Here is a 17,979-nt window from a genome sequence, read left to right as displayed (position 1 = left end):
CGGGGCAAGCGGGCGGACAAGGTTTTGAGTGACGCTCAATGTGACCCACTACCGCTGCGTACGTCAATGCTTGGATACGAGCTCGAAAAGGTTTAGAGTGGCGCTCAAACAGGAGGTGTGTGGACGTGCGACTGACCCCCACGGAACGCGACCGGCTGCTGATCTTCGGCGCCGCGGAGCTCGCCCGGGCCCGCCGGGCCCGGGGCCTCCGGCTCAATGTGCCGGAGGCGACCGCCCTCATCGCGGACACGGTCTGCGAGGCGGCCCGGGACGGCAGACGGCTCGCCGAGGCGATCGCCGCCGCCCGGTCCGTGCTCGGCCCGGACGACGTGCTGCCGGGTGTGGCCGATGTCGTCACCGAAGTGCATGTCGAGGCCGTTTTCGACGACGGCTCGCGGCTGGCGGTCGTCTCCGACCCGATCGGCGGCGGAAACCTCGGCGACGGCGCCCCCGGAGCCCTGCTTCCCGCCCCCCTGGAGGCGGAGGAGCCCCCCGCGCTGCTGCTGATGGTCCGCAACACCGCGGCCGTCCCCGTCAGCGTCACCTCCCACTTCCACTTCTTCGAGGCCAACCCGCGTCTCGACTTCGACCGCGCCGCCGCCTACGGCATGCGGCTGGCCGTCCCCGCCGGGTCCTCCTTCCGCTTCGACCCGGGCGGCGAGGCCGAGGTCGGGCTCGTGCCGATCGGTGGCGCCCGTATCGCCATCGGCTTCGCCGGACTCGTCGACGGCCCACTGGACGCGCCCGGCGCGAAGGACGAGGCCCTGCGCAGGGCGGCGGCCTGCGGCTACCTGGGGGCGGGCGACACCCCCGACTACCTGTCGTCGTCCCCGGCCGCGTCCCAGGACGCACGCCCGAAGGAGGGCAACTGATGGACCCGTACGAGTACGCATCGGTGCACGGTCCCCGCGCGGGCGACCGGGTCGTCCTCGGCGACTCCGGACTCGTCGTCCGGGTGGAGTCGGACTCCCAGAAGGCCGGTGACGAGTTCCTCGCCGGCTTCGGCAAGACCGCCCGTGACGGGCTTCACCTCAAGGCCGCGGCCGTCCGCGAGACCTGCGACGTCGTGGTGAGCAACGTCCTGGTGATCGACGCCGTCCAGGGCATCCGCAAGGTGTCCATCGGTATTCGCGAGGGCCGGATCCACGCCATCGGGCGCGCCGGGAACCCGGACACCCTCGACGGTGTCGACGTGGTCGTCGGCACCGGTACGTCGATCGTCTCCGGCGAGGGCCTCATCGCCACCGCCGGTGCCGTGGACACCCATGTCCACCTGCTGTCCCCGCGCATCATGGAGGCCTCCCTCGCCTCTGGTGTCACGACCATCATCGGACAGGAGTTCGGTCCTGTCTGGGGGGTTGGCGTCAACTCGCCATGGGCCCTCAAGCACGCCTTCAACGCCTTCGACGCCTGGCCCGTCAACATCGGCTTCCTCGGCCGCGGCTCCTCCTCGGACGCCGCCCCGCTGGTCGAGGCGCTCGCCGAGGGCGGCGCCTCCGGCTTCAAGGTCCACGAGGACATGGGCGCGCACACCCGCGCCCTCGACACCGCCCTGCGGGTCGCCGAGGAGCACGACGTCCAGGTCGCCCTGCACAGCGACGGCCTGAACGAATGCCTCTCCGTCGAGGACACCCTCCGGGTCCTCGACGGCCGGACGATCCACGCCTTCCACATCGAGGGCTGCGGCGGCGGACACGTACCCAACGTCCTCAAGATGGCGGGCGTGCCGAACGTCATCGGCTCCTCCACCAACCCCACGCTGCCCTTCGGCCGCGACGCGGTCGCCGAGCACTACGGGATGATCGTCTCCGTCCACGACCTGAAGACCGACCTGCCCGGCGACGCCGCCATGGCGCGCGACCGGATCCGGGCCGGGACGATGGGCGCGGAGGACGTCCTGCACGACCTCGGCGCGATCGGGATCACCTCCTCGGACGCGCAGGGGATGGGAAGGGCCGGCGAGACCGTACGCCGGACCTTCGCCATGGCCGGGAAGATGAAGGCCGAGCTGGGGCCCCTGGAGGGCGACGGCGCGCACGACGACAACGCGCGCGTGCTGCGCTACATGGCCAAGCTGACCATCAACCCGGCGATCGCCCACGGCCTCGCGCACGAGATCGGCTCGATCGAGGTCGGCAAGATGGCCGACATCGTGCTGTGGCGGCCGGAGTTCTTCGGCGCCAAGCCGCAGCTGGTGCTCAAGTCCGGCTTCCCCGCGTGGGGGGTCGTGGGCGATCCGAACGCCGCCACCGACACCTGCGAACCGCTGGTCCTCGGACCGCTGTTCGGAGCGCACGGCGCGACCCCGGCCGACATCTCCGTCGCCTTCGTCGCCCAGGCCGCCGTCGACCTCGGCTCCGACGCGCTGCCGACCCGGCGCCGCCGGGTGGCCGTCCGCGGCACGCGCGGCATCGGACCCGGCGACCTGCTCCTGAACTCCCGTATCGGTCAGGTGGGGGTGGACGGCCGGACCGGACTGGTGTCGCTGGACGGCGAACCGATCCGCTCCGAACCGGCCGAGTCCATCTCCCTCAACCGTCTCTACTTCCTCTGAGGACGCATCTGATGAGCTTCCGTATGCCGCCCGAGTGGGCGCCCCACGAGCGCACGTGGATGGCCTGGCCCGGCCCGAACCCCACCTTCACGAACGACGAGGAGCTGGCCGAGGCCCGCACCGCGTGGGCCTCCGTGGCCCGCGCCGTACGCCGCTTCGAGCCGGTGACCATGGTGGTCGGACCCGGTCAGCTCGACTCGGCGCGCGCTCTCCTCGGGCCGGACGTCGAGCTGGTGGAGCGCGAGCTGGACGACGCCTGGATGCGGGACATCGGCCCGACGTTCGTCACGAACGGCACCGAACTCGCCGCCGTCGACTGGGTGTTCAACGGCTGGGGCGGCCAGGACTGGGCCCGCTGGGAGCACGACTCCAAGATCGCCCGCCATGTGGCGGACCTGGCGGAGGTTCCGGTGCTGGCCTCGTCCCTCGTGAACGAGGGCGGCGCGATCCACGTCGACGGCGAGGGCACGGTCCTGCTGACCGACACCGTCCAGCTCGGCGCGGGCCGCAACCCGGAGTGGACGCGCGAGCAGGTCGAGGCGGAGATCCACGCCAAGCTCGGCACGACGAAGGCGATCTGGCTCCCGCACGGCCTCACCGGTGACTACGGCCTCTACGGCACCCAGGGCCATGTCGACATCGTGGCGGCCTTCGCCAAGCCCGGCGTCGTGGTCGTCCACAGCCAGCAGGACCCGGCCCACCCCGACCACGAGCGCTCCCGGATGTACATCGACATCCTGAGCCGCCAGACGGACGCGAAGGGCCGCACGCTCCAGGTCGTGGAGATCCCGGCCCCCACCGTCCTGAAGGACGAGGAGGGCGACTGGGTCGACTACTCGTACATCAACCACTACCTGTGCAACGGCGGCGTGGTGCTCTGCGGCTTCGACGACCCGAACGACGAGATAGCGGCGGGCATCTTCCGCCGGCTGTTCCCGGAGCGGATCGTGACGCTGGTGGACGCGCGGGCGATCTTCGCGGGCGGCGGCGGCATCCACTGCATCACGCAGCAGCAGCCGAAGGTCTGAAACCCGGTGGGCGGGCCGCGGGCTGTGTGACAGCCTGCGGCCATGCCGCTGATCACCCACGAGGACGGGGCGTACGCGCTCCAGATCCTGTACGCCGTACCGGACGACGCCTGGTACCTGGAGCTGGACGACGCCGCCGACAACCGGACGCTCGTGATCGCGATCGTCCCGGACGAGGACCCGGCGCGCGAGCCGACGGTCTACTTCGACCCACAGGCGGGGCACCGGCACATCCCGTACGACGTCATGCGCTGGTTCATGGAGCACGTGGAGGCGGAGATCCGCACGTCCCGGGCCTGGATGGAGCTGCGCCCCGAGCTGGTGGAGATCATTCGTGAGCTGCGCGAGGAGTACCTCGGCCTCATCGACGACGAGCGGTTCGGGCCCGTCCTGGCGGAGCTGCGGGCGACCGTGCCCGCCGAGGACCTTCCCGCCGTCCTGGACGCCGCATTCGGTCGGAACCTCGACGACAGCGTGAGGTAGAACATACGAGTGACCCGCATCAACCCCGCCGGCCCCCGGCGCCGCAATCACCCCGCCCCGCCCCGTGAGGAGCTCCTCGCCGCCGCCATGGACACCATCGCCGAGCGTGGGCTCGACGGGCTGACCATGGCCGGGCTCGGGCGTGAGGTCGGGATGAGCAGCGGGCACCTGCTCTACTACTTCCGCACCAAGGACGAGCTCCTGCTGCAGACCCTGGAGTGGAGCGAGGGGCGGCTCGGCGCCGAGCGCAGTGCGTTGCTCTCGCGGCCGGGGACCGTCCGCGAACGGCTCGACGGGTACATCGACGTGTACGTCCCCGACGGCCCGCGCGACCCCCACTGGACCCTCTGGCTTGAGGTCTGGAACCGGTCCCAGAACGCCGACGACGACGCCCGCGGCCGGCAGGCCGCCATCGAGGGCGCCTGGCACCGGGATCTCGTCGCGCTGATCGCCGAGGGCGTCTCGCGCGGCGAGTTCCGTGCCGTCGACCCCGACCGGTACGCGGCCCGGATGCGGGCCCTGCTCGACGGGTTCAGCGTCCATGTCGCGGTCGGCATCCCCGGCACCGGGCGCGAGCAGGTCCTCGCACACGTACGGGAGTTCGTCACGGACACGCTGCTCCTGCGGCCGTCATCCGGACCGTGAGCCGGACCTGGGCCCCGCCGGTGCCCGCATCCTGAGACCGTCGTCCCGCGGGGCGCAGCGGTGTGGCAGACTGCCGACGTGCTTGCTACCACCATGATTATCGGCAGCAGCGCGCCGGTCCGCAGTGACCGCTGAACCGCGACTCGACCCCCGCGGCAGTGGACACCGTGCCCCAGACCCGCGCGCAGACCTCTCGCACCCGCGAGAGGTTTTTTCGTTTTCCGGCCCCACCACCGCCGGAAACGGACGACGCGTGAGAATGGGGGCAAGTGGATCCAGACCTTCCGGAGCCACATCCGACAGGAGCCATCACAGTCATGACCACGGAGACCGACGAGAGCCCGCGCCCGCGTCTCGACGACAGCTTCCACGTCTTCGACACGACGCTGCGCGACGGAGCGCAGCGCGAAGGCATCAACCTCACCGTCGCGGACAAGCTGACCATCGCGCGGCACCTCGACGACTTCGGCGTGGGCTTCATCGAGGGCGGCTGGCCCGGTGCCAACCCGCGTGACACGGAGTTCTTCGCCCGCGCCCGGCAGGAGATCGCCTTCAAGAACGCGCAGCTCGTCGCGTTCGGCGCCACCCGCAGGGCGGGCGGCAGCGCTGCCGACGACCCGCAGGTCAAGGCGCTGCTCGACTCCGGCGCGCCGGTGATCACGCTGGTCGCCAAGTCGCACGACCGGCACGTGGAGCTCGCGCTGCGCACCACCCTGGACGAGAACCTGGAGATGGTCCGCGACACCGTCTCCTACCTGTGCTCCCAGGGCCGTCGGGTCTTCGTCGACTGCGAGCACTTCTTCGACGGCTACAAGGCCAACCCGCAGTACGCCAAGGACGTCGTCCGTGCCGCCTCCGAGGCCGGCGCCGATGTCGTGATCCTCTGCGACACCAACGGCGGCATGCTCCCCGCCCAGGTCCAGGCCGTCGTCGCCACCGTCATCGCCGACACCGGCGCCCGGCTCGGCATCCATGCCCAGGACGACACCGGCTGCGCCGTCGCCAACACCCTGGCCGCCGTCGACGCGGGCGCCACGCACGTCCAGTGCACCGCCAACGGCTACGGCGAGCGGGTCGGCAACGCCAACCTCTTCCCCGTCGTCGCCGCCCTGGAACTGAAGTACGACAAGAGGGTGCTCCCCGAGGGCGCGCTCGCCGAGATGACCCGGATCTCGCACGCCATCGCCGAGGTCGTCAACCTCACGCCCTCCACCCATCAGCCGTACGTAGGAGTCTCCGCCTTCGCCCACAAGGCCGGACTCCACGCCTCCGCGATCAAGGTCGACCCCGACCTGTACCAGCACATCGACCCCGAGCTCGTCGGCAACACCATGCGGATGCTCGTCTCCGACATGGCGGGCCGCGCCTCCATCGAGCTGAAGGGCAAGGAGCTCGGCGTCGACCTCGGCGACGACCGCGCGCTGGTCGGCCGCGTCGTCGAGCGGGTCAAGGAGCGCGAGCTCCAGGGCTACACCTACGAGGCCGCCGACGCCTCCTTCGAGCTGCTGCTGCGCGAGGAGGCGGAGGGGCGGCCGCGCCGCTACTTCCGTACGGAGTCCTGGCGCGCGATCGTCGAGGACCGGCCCGACGGCACGCACGCCAACGAGGCGACCGTGAAGCTCTGGGCCAAGGGCGAGCGGATCGTCGCGACCGCCGAGGGCAACGGCCCCGTCAACGCCCTGGACCGGGCGATGCGGGTGGCCCTGGAGCGGATCTACCCGCAGCTCGCGAAGTTCGAGCTGGTCGACTACAAGGTCCGCATCCTGGAGGGGCGCCACGGCACGGAGTCCACGACCCGCGTCCTGATCACCACCAGCGACGGCAACGCCGAGTGGTCGACCGTCGGCGTGGGGGAGAACGTGATCGCCGCCTCCTGGCAGGCGCTGGAGGACGCGTTCACCTACGGACTGCTGCGGGTGGGCATCGACCCGGCCGAGTAGGCCGAATCTTGGCTCCTCTATGTCTCTTAATCACCCATTAGGGGTAGTTTCGATGGTATGAGGACCAGGCCGTTCCACCTTCTGTCGGCCCTCGCCGGGCTGGCACTGCTGCTGCTCCTGGTCCTGGCCCCCTCCGCGGGGGCCGGGATCACCGGGATACCGGACGCCGCCCGGGCTCTGAAGCAGGGTCCGGTGTACGTCGATCCGGGCGCCGCCGACCTGCTGTCGACGGCCGACGCGGATGCCCTCGCCCAGAAGATCGAGGACGCGGACAAGCCGCTCTTCATCGCCGTGCTGCCCGCGACCAGCGAGTATCCGCCCGAGAACCTCCTGCAGAATCTGCGCACCCAGACCGGGGTGACGGGGCTGTACGCCGTCCGGCTCGGTGACGGGTTCGACGCCGCCGCCGACCGCTCGGTGATGTCCAGGGACGCCGTGGACAACCTGGTCACCTCCGTACGCCAGCCCGGCGTCGACACCAGGACCGAGCTGAACAACTTCGTCGACCAGGCCCTGCCCACCCTGTCCGGCTCCGCCCCCTCCACCTGGGGGAGCGTGGGCACGGACGACGGCGTCCCGGTCGGCGGGCTGATCACCCTCGGCGCGGTCGCCGCCGCCGGCGGCGCGGGCGCGTACGCGGTCGTCCGCCGCAACCGGCTCCGCAAGGAGGCCGAGGAGCGCGCGGCCCTGGACCGGCTCCGGGTCGTCGTGGACGAGGACATCACCGCCTTCGGCGAGGAGCTCGAACGCCTCGACTTCCATCCGGCCGAGCCCGGTGCCGACGACGCCATGCGCGGCGACTACGAGCGTGCGCTGGACTCGTACGACAAGGCGAAGTCGCTGATGGGCTCCGCCACGCATCCGCACGACGTCAAGGGCGTGACCCAGCAGCTGGAGGACGGCCGCTTCTCGCTCGCCCTGCTGGCCGCCCGCCGCGAGTCCAGGCGGCTGCCCGAGCGCCGTGCCCCCTGCTTCTTCGACCCGCGCCACGGCCCCTCGACCGAGGACCGGACCTGGACACCCGCCGGCGGAGCCACCCGCCAGGTCCCCGTCTGCGCCGCGGACGCCGCCCGCCTCGACGACGGCCAGGACCCCCTGGCCCGTACCGTCGAGACCGACGGCGGCCGCCGCCCGTACTGGGAGGCGGGGCCGGCGTACGGCCCCTGGGCCGGCGGCTACTTCGGCGGCGGAATGCTCCCCGGCCTCCTCGTCGGCACCATGCTCGGCTCGATGCTCGCCACCCCGGCGTACGCCTCCGAGTACGGCGGCGGCGAGTTCGAGGGCGGCGACTTCTCCGGCGCCGACTTCAGCTCCAGTGATTTCGGGTCGAGCGACTTCGGCGGTGGAGGTGGCGGGTTCGGGGACTTCGGCGGTGGCGGAGACTTCGGCGGCGGCGGGTTCTGACCCCCCGTGTCCGTCCGGTCCGCATCCGGAGTCAGACCAGAGGCTTCACCGACATCAGCAGGTGCTGGTGGACGCCGCCCGCCCGGTCGGTGATCAGGGCGCGCTGCCCCGGGCCGAGCAGATGGAAGCGGACGGAGTCGCTGTCGAAGGAACCGAGCGCGTCCAGAAGGTAACCCGGGTTGAACGCCACCGTCAGGGACTCCGCGCCCTCCAGGAGAGCCGGGAGGCGCTGGGACGCCACGTTGTCCTCGTATCCGGCCTGCAGCTGGACGCTCTCCCCGGCGAAGGCGAGCTGGACCGGACTGTCCCCCTCCGCGACCACCGCCACCCGCTTCACGGCCTCCAGCAGCGGAGCCCGGTCCGTCACGGCGACCGCGTGCTCGCCCAGGGTGAAGAGCTTGTCGTGGCGGGGGAGCCGGCCGTCGAGCAGGCGGGTCGTCGTTCTCGTCCCCTCGCTCTCGAAGCCGATCGAACCGCCGTCCAGGGCCAGGCGGACCGGCCCCGCCGAGGTCAGGGAGCGGGCGATCACCGGCACGGGTGACCGGGCGGGCAGGACGCGGGCGGCCCAGGCGACGGCGTCGGTCAACACACCGCTGTCGATACGGAATTCCATGGGACCGAAGCTAGCGGCCCCCACTGACAACGCCCCGGGAAGGATTCGGTGCCCTTGATCGTTCTCACCGGCGAACACAGCTGAACGATCAGCGTGGAACGCACAGGGGGAGACAGCACATGAGTGACGTGCACGGCACCGTGGCGCCCGGATTCGAGGCCGTACGCGAGGAGTTCGCGACCGTCGTCGCGAACGAGGCGAGCGACGGCGGGGCCCAGCTCGCCGTCTACCACCAGGGACGGCAGGTCGTGGACCTGTGGGGCGGTGACGGTGTCGACGGGGACTCCCTGCTCGCCCTCTACTCCTCCGCCAAGGGGGCGATGGCGCTGGTCGCCGCGCTGCTCGTGCAGGACGGCGTGCTCGACCTGGACCGCGAAGTGGCGTCCTGGTGGCCGGAGTTCGCCGCCGAGGGCAAGGAGAGGATCACCCTCCGCCAGCTTCTGGCCCACCGCGCGGGCGTGATCGGTGCCGACGGCGGCCTGACGTTCGACGAGCTCGCCGACGACCAGGTGATCGCCGCGCGGCTCGCGGGACAGCGCCCCTTCTGGGAGCCGGACTCCGGCCACGGCTACCACGCCCTCGTCATCGGCGCGCTCGTCGGCGAGGTGGTCCGCCGGGCCACCGGCCGCACGGCCCAGCAGCACTTCGAGGAGCGGGTCCGCGCCCCGTACGCCGTGGACTACTACCTCGGTCTGCCCGAGGAGCTGGAGCCCCGCTTCCGCCCCGTGCTGCCGATGAAGCCCACCTCCGCGCAGCAGGCCCTGCTGGAGGCGAACCCGATCGCCCCGGACAGCCTCATGGGGATCGCCTTCGGCATCCACCCCGACCACCCGCTGGACCTGGTCGCGTACGCCAACTCCCGTACGGTACGGGCCAAGGCGCCGCTCTCCTCCGGTGGCATCGGCTCCGCGCGGGGCCTGGCGCGGATGTACGCGGCGGTCGCCGGCGAGCTCGACGGGCGGCCCCCGCTCCTGAAGCCGGACATCCTCGCCGAGGTGGCCCGGATCCATTCCGCGGGCACCGACCTGGTGACGGGCGAGGAGAGCGCCTTCGGCCTCGGCTTCGTGCCGCTGGCCACCCGCCACCCCGTGCTGACCCCCGCCGCGATCGGCCACAGCGGCGCCCCCGGCTCCCAGGCCTTCGCGGACCCGTCCACCGGCCTGGCGTACAGCTACGCCCGCCGCCGTTTCGGCTTCCTGTGCGGTGCCGGCGCCCCGGAGAACGACCGCCTGATCCCGGCGGTGGTGCGGGCGGCCGTCGCGACCGTCTGATCCCGCCCGGAGAACGCCGAGCGCCCGCCCTCCGTCGTCACGGTGACGGAGAGGCGGGCGCGCTCGTGTGTGCCGGACGGGGCCCGGGCTCAGGAGGCGTTCTTGATCGCGGAGATGTCGAAGGTCAGCTTCACCTTGTCGCTGACCATGACGCCGCCGGTCTCCAGGGCCGCGTTCCAGGTCAGACCCCAGTCGGAGCGCAGGATCTGGGCCGAGCCCTCGAAGCCGACGCGCTCGTTGCCGTAGACGTCCGTGGCCGTGCCGTTGAACTCCAGGTCGATGGAGAGCGGCTTCGTCACGTCCTTGATCGTGAGGTCTCCGGTCACGCGGTACGTGTCGCCGCCCAGCCGCTCGGCCTCCGTGGAGCGGAAGGTCATCAGCGGGAACCGCTCGGCGTCGAAGAAGTCGCCGCTGCGCAGGTGGCCGTCGCGGTCGGCGATGCCCGTGTCGATCGAGGCGATCGTGACGTCGATGACGGCGGAGGATGCGCCCGGGTTCGAACCGTCCAGCGTCAGCGTGCCCTCGTGTTCGGCGAAGGTGCCGCGCACGTTGGTGACCATCGCGTGACGGACGGTGAAGCCGATGCTGCTGTGGGCCGGGTCGATGGTGTACTCGCCGGTCAACGCGGCGAGGGCCGGGTCGACGGGGAGGGTGGCGACGGCGGTGGCGGTGTCGCTCTTGCGGGTGAAGATGCCCATGACGTGCTCCTTGGGGGACGAGGCGCGAGGTTTGTTGAATGTTCAACGAGAATGACGATAGACCTATTCCGTTCAACTTTCAACATCTAGGGAGAAGGTTCACCCGGACGAGGCCGAGGCCCTCTGGCGGACGCGCGTAGAACTACGGCACCATCTCCTGTGCTCACCCAGCACGGTCTGCTCCACCTGCACCGCCGTCCCATCCGTCACGGTCACCAGCAGGAGGCAACCCCCGATGAAGCTCCGCTCCGTCCTCACCGCGCTCGCCCTGGTCCTCGGCGCCCTCTTCGCGCCCGGCGTGGGCGTCCTCGGCTCCGCCACCGACGCCCACGCCGTCACCAAGATCAGCCACGCCACCGCGACCTCGATGTTCCGCGACTCCGGAATCACCTGGTCCTCGTCCGGCGGCTGCTCCGACCGCAACAACCCGACCTGTACGTCGTTCGAGCAGCTCAACCTCGCCACCGCGAAGGGCGCCCAGACCCTCAAGAGCGCCAGCGGCTGCGCCCTGAACATCACCGGCGGCACGGAGACCGGCCACGCCGGCGGCACGTACTCGCACTGGAACGGCTACAAGCTCGACTACAGCAAGTACACCTGCGTCGGGAACTACATCAAGAACACCTTCACCTACATCGGCGTGCGCGGCGACGGCGCCCCGCAGTGGAAGTCCGGCTCCGGCAACATCTATGCCGACGAGGGCAACCACTGGGACGTGACCTACTACAACTGCGGCGGCTGCTGACCGCCGTACCCGCACCAAGAAGCCGCAAGAAGCCCCCTTCGGTGGTCACTTGGACTAACCGAAGGGGTTCTTGGACTGGCGGGGCCGCCGGGGCGCGATCTCGTTGACGGTGCCCGACGGGCAGGGGCCAACTAGTGCGCATGTCCCTCCCCAAGTCCCGAAGAATCCGTGCGGCCTGCGCGCTCGCGGTCGCCTCCTCGGCCGTGTTCGCCCTGTCCGGGCCTGCCCTCGCCGAAACGCCCGCCGAAGCCTCCGCGTCACCCACCCGTACGGTCGAGGCCGTCATCGGCTCCGACCAGCTCGCCGTCGCCGTCGCCGAGGACTTCCCGCGCGTCGTCTCGTACACCGACCGCGCCACCGGCGCCCGCGTCCTCGGGAGTACGGCCCCGGTCACCCAGATCGTCCTCAACGGCACCGCGTACGCCGTCCAGGCCAAGGCCGCCCCCGTCCTGACCGCCACCAGCGCGGCGTACACCCTGACCTTCCCCACCCTGAGCGGCGTCGAGATCGACGCGACCCTGAGCGTCAGCGGCCGGGCCACCACCTTCAAGGTCACCGCCGTCCGCGACACCGAGGCCTTCCGGGTCGGCACTCTCGACATACCCGGCCACGACCTCGTCTCCGTCGGCTCGGCGGACACCGGCGCACAGACCGCCTTCACCCGGCTCGACCCCGACTCCACCCGTACCGCCGACGTCTTCGCCGACATCACCGACGCCACACCGGCCGAGGCCGCCCCCACGGGCGCGAGCTACGCGATCGTCAACACCGGCCGGCTCGCCGCCGCCGTCGAGTCCAACTCCAGCTACGACAAGCCCTCAGGGCCGAGCGCCCGCGACGGCGCCCGCTTCTGGCACCAGGCGCGCAGGACCGCGACCGAGACCCGCGTCGGCGTCTGGTCCGGCCAGTGGACCTACCGCGGCGCCGGAGCCCCGCGGCCCGAGAGCGGCGACAACCTCCCCTGGGCCAAGGTCGTCGTCACCCCCGACGCCAACGCCGACGGGAAGACCGACTGGCAGGACGGAGCGCTCGCCTTCCGCACCATCGGGATCAAGGCCCCGGGCTCCGACCAGACCCCGGGCCGGGTGATCGCGCACATTCCGTTCAACTTCGCCAGCAACGCCACCCACCCCTTCCTGCGCACCCTCGACGACGTCAAGCGGATCTCGCTCGCCACCGACGGACTCGGCCAGTTCGCTCTGCTCAAGGGGTACGGCTCCGAGGGCCACGACTCGGCCCACCCCGACTACGGCGGCAACTACAACAAGCGGGCCGGCGGCCTCGACGACCTCAACAAGCTGCTGAGGGAGGGCAAGAAGTGGGGCGCCGGCTTCGGCGTCCACGTCAACGCCACCGAGGCGTACCCCGAGGCGAAGAACTTCAGCGAGACCCTCGTCGACAAGACCAGGCCCGGGTGGAACTGGCTCAACCAGAGCTACTACATCGACCAGCGCCGGGACATCAACAGCGGCGACCTCGCCCGCCGCTTCAAGCAGCTGCGCGACGAGACCGACCCGAACCTGTCGATGCTCTACATCGACGTCTACTACACGCACGGCTGGATCGCCGACAAGACCGTCCAGGCCGTGCAGGCCCAGGGCTGGAACGTCGCCACCGAGTGGTCCGAGAAGTTCGAGCGCGCCTCCCTCTGGTCCCACTGGGCCAACGACCTGAACTACGGCGGCGCCACCAACAAGGGCCTCAACTCCCGGATCATCCGCTTCATCCGCAACGGCGAGAAGGACATCTGGAACAACCACCCGGTCCTCGGCCAGACGGCCCTCGAGGACTTCGAGGGCTGGACCGGCGAGACCGACTGGAACCACTTCTACGCCAACATCTGGCAGAAGAACCTCCCCGCCAAGTACCTCCAGCAGCAGCGGATCACCCGCTGGAACGGCAACGACCTCACCTTCACGGGCGGTGTGCGCGGCACCGTCGAGGACGGCCGCCGCACCTTCTACGAGAACGGCCGCAAGGTCCTCGACGGCGAGACCTATCTGCTCCCCTGGGACGGCGGCACGAAGCTCTACCACTACAACAAGGCGGGCGGCCGCAGCACCTGGGCGGTCCCGGGCACCGGCCCGTACACCGTCCACAAGCTCACCGACAACGGCCGCGTGCAGACCGCGACCGTACGCCCCGTGGACGGGCGGATCACCCTCGACGCCACCGCCGGGCAGCCCTACGTCCTCTACCCGAGCGTCGCCCCCGCGCCCATCGATCCCCGCTGGGGCGAAGGCACCCCGGTCAAGGACCCCGGCTTCAACGACGCGCGGCTCGGCGCCTGGGCCAAGGCCGGTACCGTCGCCCGTGACACCGACGGCCAGGGCCGCAACAGCGCGAAGCTCACCGGTTCCGCGACCGCGTCCGTACGGCAGCAGATCACCGGACTCACCCCGGGCGCGCGCCACACCGCCTCCGCCCTGATCGAGGTCGAGCCCGGAAAGACCCGCCCGACCACCCTGTCCATCGGAGGCAAGTCCGTCACCGTCGAGCGCTCGGCCGTCGAGGACCGGGTCGCCGCCTCCGACTGGAACGGCACCCGTCTCCAGCGCGCCAAGGTCACCTTCACCGCCCCCGGCAGCGGCTCCACCACCCTCAGGATCGAGGCCGCGAGCGGCAGCCCGGCGGCCGTCCGGATCGACGACGTCCGGATCGTCGCGAACGATCCCGCCACCAAGGCCGGCACGCTCGTGTACGAGGACTTCGAAGCCGTCGACCAGGGCTGGGGCCCCTTCCTCAAGGGCGACTCCGGCGGCACCACCGACCCCCGCACCCACATCGCCCAGCTGCACGCCCCCTACACCCAGGCCGGCTGGAACGGGAAACTCATCGACGACGTCATCGGCGGCTCCGAGTCGCTGAAGTCCCACGACGAGAACAGCGGCCTGGTCTACCGGACCGCGCCCTGGACCGTCCCGATGAAGGACGGCCACCGCTACCGCGTCGCGTACGACTACCAGTCGAGCCACGCGGGCGCCTACGAGTGGGTCACCGGCTACGACCGGACGAACGGGGCGGCGGTCGAGACGCGCAGGACCCCGATCGGGGCGCAGCGGACGACGGGGCGCTTCTCCGAGACCGTGACCGCCGGCTGCGGCGACACCTGGACCGGACTGCGCAAGCGCGGCGACGCCCCCGACGGCGCCGACTTCGTCCTCGACGGCTTCACCGTCACCGACCTCGGTCCGGCGCCGGAGAAGGCGGCCTGCGGCACACTCGCGCTGGCCGCCCCGGAGACCCTGGAGCCGGGCCGTCCGAACCAGGTCTCGGCCACCTTCGCCAACGACGAGGCGAGCGCCGTCGCCGGGGCCACGGCCGCCCTGGAACTCCCCGCGGGCTGGACCGCCGAGCCCGCCGGACCCGTCACCCTCGGCACGGTCGCGGCGGGCGCCCGGGCCACCGCCGGCTGGAAGGTGACGCCCCCGCTGGACGCGACGTACTGGACGTACCCGCTCGGTTCGACGGTGACGTACACGGTCGGGGGAGAGGCGCGGAGGCTGAGCGCCACGACCTCCGTGCGCACGCTGCCCCCGCCGCCCACCACGGACAGCTGGGCGAGCGACCTGGACTGGACCTCGGCCACCAGTGGCTGGGGCCCGGTCGAACGCGACCTCTCCAACGGCGGGACGGCGGCCGGTGACGGCACCCCGCTGAAGATCGGGGGAGTGGCGTACGCGAAGGGCCTGGGCACCCATGCCCCGGCCACGGTCCGCTACTACCTGGGCGGGTCGTGCACCTCGCTGACCGCCGAGGTCGGTGTGGACGACGCCCAGGCCACCCGTGGCACGGTCCAGTTCAGCGTCGTCGCCGACGGTACGGAGAAGGTGAAGTCGCCGGTCCTCAAGGCGACGGATCCGGCCTGGTCGCTGACCGCCGACGTCACCGGGGCGTCCTATGTCGACCTGGTGGTCGGGGACGGCGGCGACGGGAACGGCAACGACCACGCGGACTGGGGGAACGCGCGGTTCCACTGCGGCGGTTAGCGGCAGAAAGCGCTTCCTCGCGACGGTGTCGTGCTCATTGATTGCGTCGGAGAACGGGTGTTACACCGGGCGTCAACCGGTCTACACCACTTCCCCCGGGAGGCTCCCGTGCCCGTTCCCGTCTGGTCCCGCCGCACCTTCCTGACCACCGCGGCCGCAGGAGGCGCGGCCGTGGCCCTCGGACGTCCCTCTCCCGCCCACGCGCAGGAGGGGGAGTTCGAGGCGCTGCGGCTGCGCTGGCTCGACATCCAGCTCGGCGCCGGCTTCGACGCCGGCGCCGAGCCCTACGCCTCCCGCCTCGCCGAGACCGGCGCCCTCGCCCGCACCTTCCGGGCGTCCATGGCCCCCGGCGACTCCTCCCTCTGGCCGGGCGTCACCTTCGACCCGCCCGCCGGCATCAGCCAGAGCTACAGCCGCCTGTGGACGATGACGCAGGCCTATCTGCAGCCCGGCACCGGGCTCACCGGCGACGCGACCCTGCTCGCCGACGTCCTCCGCGGCCTCGACCACCTCTCCACGCGGGTGTACAAGGCAGGCACTCAGCGGTACGGCAACTGGTGGGAGTGGCAGATAGGCAGTCCCCGCCTGCTCATGGACATCGTCGCCGCGCTCCACCCGCACCTCGGACCCGAACGGATCGCCGCCGCCTGCGCCGCCGTCGACCACTTCGTCCCCGACGCGATGCTCGCGACCTACAGCGGCACCTCCACCGGCGCCAACCGTGTCGACCTCTGCCGTTCCGTCGCCCTGGGCGGCATCCTCGGCGCGAACCCCGCGAAGATCGCCCTCGCCCGCGACGCCCTCTCGCCCGTCTTCCCGTACGTGACCAAGGGCGACGGCCTCTACGCCGACGGCTCGTTCGTCCAGCACACCTGGGTCGCCTACTCGGGCACGTACGGACAGGTCATGCTCGACGGCCTCGGCCGCCTCTTCACCCTCCTCGCCGGCTCGAGCTGGGAGGTCGTCGACCCGAACCGGCAGATCATCCTCGACAGCGTGGAGAAGGCCTACGCGCCCCTCGTCTACGACGGGTTGATGATGGACAGCGTCAACGGACGTGCCATCAGCCGCGGTTACCTCAAGAACGACGAGCGCCGCGTCATGCGCTCCGACCACTTCCACGGCCAGGGGATCATCGCCGCCATCGCCCTGCTCGCCGGCGGCGCGAGCGCCGCCGAGCGCGAGCGGTGGCACGCGCGCGTGAAGGGCTGGATCGAGCGGGACACCGTCTCCCCGATCCTCTCCGCCCGCCAGTTCGGCGTCGCCGACCTCGCCCGGCTGCACGCCGTCGCCGACGCGCCCGTCCCCGCCGCTCCCGAGCCGACCGGGCACCGGCTCTTCGCCTCCATGGACCGGGCCGTCCACCGGCGCCCCGGCTGGGCCGTCAACATCGCCATGGCCTCGGAGCGGATCTCGTACTACGAGTGCGGCAACGGGGAGAACCCGCGCGGCTGGCACACCGGCGCCGGCATGCTCTCCTGGTGGACCGCGGGCCAGGGCGGCCAGTACACCGACTGGTTCTGGCCCACCGTCGATCCCTACCGCCTGCCCGGCACCACCGTCTCCACCAAGCGTCTTGCCGACCGCGCCGGCGGCGAGTGGGGCGCCCCGAAGCCGGCCGTGAAGTGGGTCGGGGGAGCCACCGACGGCGAGTTCGCCGCCGTCGGACAGCACCTCAAGGGCCTCGGCTCCACCCTGGAGGCCCGGAAGTCCTGGTTCTGCGCCGCCGACGCCGTGATCTGCCTCGGGGCCGGAATCACCGCCGCCGACGGCGTCCCCGTCGAGACGGTCGTCGACAACCGCAACCTCGGCGAGAACGGCGGCCACGCGTTCACCACCGGCCGGGGCTGGGCCCACCTCGAAGGACACGGCGGCTGGGTCTTCCCCCAGGGCACGGCGAACCTGCGCACCCTGCGCGAGGACAGGACCGGCGCCTGGAGCGACATCAACACCACCAGCTCCACCGAGACCCGCACCCGCACCTACCAGACCCTGTGGCTGAACCACGGCACGGACCCGGCCGGCGCCTCGTACGCCTACCTGCTCATGCCGGGCGCCTCCCCGCGCACCCTGGCCGCCCGCGCCGCTGACCAGGACTGGCTCACGATCCTGGACAACAGCGCCGAACGGCAGGCCGTCGCCGTCCCCTCCCTCGGGCTCACGGCCGCCAACCTGTGGCGGGCCGGTACGGTGGGGCGCCTGACGGTCACGGCCCCGGCCAGTGTCCTGGTCCGCCGCCGGCGCGCGGTCCTCGACCTCCGGATCAGCGAGCCGCAGCGCACCGGGCAGCCGCTGGAGCTCGTCTGGGACCAGCCGGTCCGCCGTGTGACCGGTCACGACCCCTCGGTGGAGGTGCTCGCCACGGGCCGCTCCCTGCGGCTGCGGATCACTCCCGGTACGGCGGGGGCCACCCACCGCTGCGAGGTGGCCCTGTAACGGGCCCGCGCGAAGCCTCGCCGAGAGGCTTATGTGGAAAACCTACAAACGCCAGGGGTGTCTCGCTGTCGACTCGGCACTCACCGCCGACGGTTCTGTCCTACTCCACCAGGAATCGACGCGGGAGACTGTACGGAGTCGACGGCGGGATTTGCTTGGTCGGCTTCGTAGGG

At 71.4% G+C, this 17,979-nt stretch carries 12 protein-coding genes and 1 pseudogene; 11 read left to right on the top strand and 2 right to left on the bottom strand.

The window, feature by feature from the left end; genetic code table 11:
- Window positions 1-125 precede the first annotated feature (125 nt).
- From ureA to ACFYV5_RS07150, 7 genes are all read left to right on the top strand, one after another.
- A complete protein-coding gene (ureA, locus tag ACFYV5_RS07180; RefSeq protein ID WP_389165423.1) occupies window positions 126-872 on the top strand; it encodes an urease subunit gamma in 747 nt (248 codons plus the stop codon).
- Window positions 872-2,554, top strand: a complete 1,683-nt coding sequence (locus tag ACFYV5_RS07175) for an urease subunit alpha (RefSeq protein ID WP_355107501.1) — start codon at window positions 872-874, stop codon at window positions 2,552-2,554. The genes ureA and ACFYV5_RS07175 overlap by 1 nt, the downstream gene beginning before the upstream one ends.
- 11 nt (window positions 2,555-2,565) lie before the next feature.
- Window positions 2,566-3,582, top strand: coding sequence for an agmatine deiminase family protein (locus ACFYV5_RS07170; RefSeq protein WP_355107499.1), 1,017 nt, complete (start codon window positions 2,566-2,568; stop codon window positions 3,580-3,582).
- A gap of 42 nt (window positions 3,583-3,624) precedes the next feature.
- Window positions 3,625-4,065 (top strand): hypothetical protein, encoded by a 441-nt coding sequence (locus tag ACFYV5_RS07165; RefSeq protein ID WP_389165420.1) that lies wholly within the window; start codon window positions 3,625-3,627, stop codon window positions 4,063-4,065.
- An 18-nt stretch (window positions 4,066-4,083) separates the two neighbouring features.
- Window positions 4,084-4,710, top strand: coding sequence for a TetR/AcrR family transcriptional regulator (locus ACFYV5_RS07160; RefSeq protein ID WP_389166348.1), 627 nt, complete (start codon window positions 4,084-4,086; stop codon window positions 4,708-4,710).
- Window positions 4,711-5,027: 317 nt separating this feature from the next.
- On the top strand, window positions 5,028-6,650 hold the full coding sequence (gene cimA, locus ACFYV5_RS07155; RefSeq protein ID WP_355107495.1) for a citramalate synthase: 1,623 nt from the start codon (window positions 5,028-5,030) through the stop codon (window positions 6,648-6,650).
- 57 nt (window positions 6,651-6,707) lie between these two features.
- Window positions 6,708-8,054: a hypothetical protein gene (locus ACFYV5_RS07150; RefSeq protein ID WP_389165418.1), complete on the top strand. Its 1,347-nt coding sequence runs from the start codon at window positions 6,708-6,710 to the stop codon at window positions 8,052-8,054.
- Window positions 8,055-8,085: 31 nt separating this feature from the next.
- On the opposite strand, the pseudogene ACFYV5_RS07145 reads toward ACFYV5_RS07150, so the two are convergent.
- A pseudogene (locus ACFYV5_RS07145) lies at window positions 8,086-8,637 on the bottom strand (DNA polymerase III subunit beta); the annotation flags it as partial.
- Between the two features lie 149 nt (window positions 8,638-8,786).
- Between ACFYV5_RS07145 and ACFYV5_RS07140 the strand changes: the two are divergent.
- A complete protein-coding gene (locus ACFYV5_RS07140) occupies window positions 8,787-9,938 on the top strand; it encodes a serine hydrolase domain-containing protein (RefSeq protein WP_389165415.1) in 1,152 nt (383 codons plus the stop codon).
- 89 nt (window positions 9,939-10,027) lie between these two features.
- Here ACFYV5_RS07140 and ACFYV5_RS07135 read toward each other — a convergent pair whose 3' ends face one another.
- Entirely contained in the window at window positions 10,028-10,636 is a 609-nt protein-coding gene (locus ACFYV5_RS07135; protein ID WP_389165412.1) for a YceI family protein, read from the bottom strand.
- Window positions 10,637-10,871: 235 nt separating this feature from the next.
- Between ACFYV5_RS07135 and ACFYV5_RS07130 the strand changes: the two genes are divergently transcribed.
- From ACFYV5_RS07130 to ACFYV5_RS07120, 3 genes are all read left to right on the top strand, one after another.
- The gene (locus ACFYV5_RS07130; RefSeq protein WP_389165409.1) at window positions 10,872-11,381 is read left to right on the top strand and encodes a hypothetical protein; all 510 of its coding nucleotides are present in this window, start codon (window positions 10,872-10,874) and stop codon (window positions 11,379-11,381) included.
- A 140-nt stretch (window positions 11,382-11,521) separates the two neighbouring features.
- Window positions 11,522-15,370, top strand: a complete 3,849-nt coding sequence (locus ACFYV5_RS07125; RefSeq protein WP_389165407.1) for an endo-alpha-N-acetylgalactosaminidase family protein — start codon at window positions 11,522-11,524, stop codon at window positions 15,368-15,370.
- 108 nt (window positions 15,371-15,478) lie between these two features.
- Window positions 15,479-17,806 (top strand): polysaccharide lyase 8 family protein, encoded by a 2,328-nt coding sequence (locus ACFYV5_RS07120; RefSeq protein ID WP_389165405.1) that lies wholly within the window; start codon window positions 15,479-15,481, stop codon window positions 17,804-17,806.
- Window positions 17,807-17,979 lie beyond the last annotated feature (173 nt).

It is taken from the genome of Streptomyces sp. NPDC003035, from assembly GCF_042888285.1.
Lineage (GTDB): Bacteria > Actinomycetota > Actinomycetes > Streptomycetales > Streptomycetaceae > Streptomyces.
The sequence above is the reverse complement of the archived record's forward strand: the minus strand, read 5'-3'. Positions and strand labels throughout refer to the sequence as shown.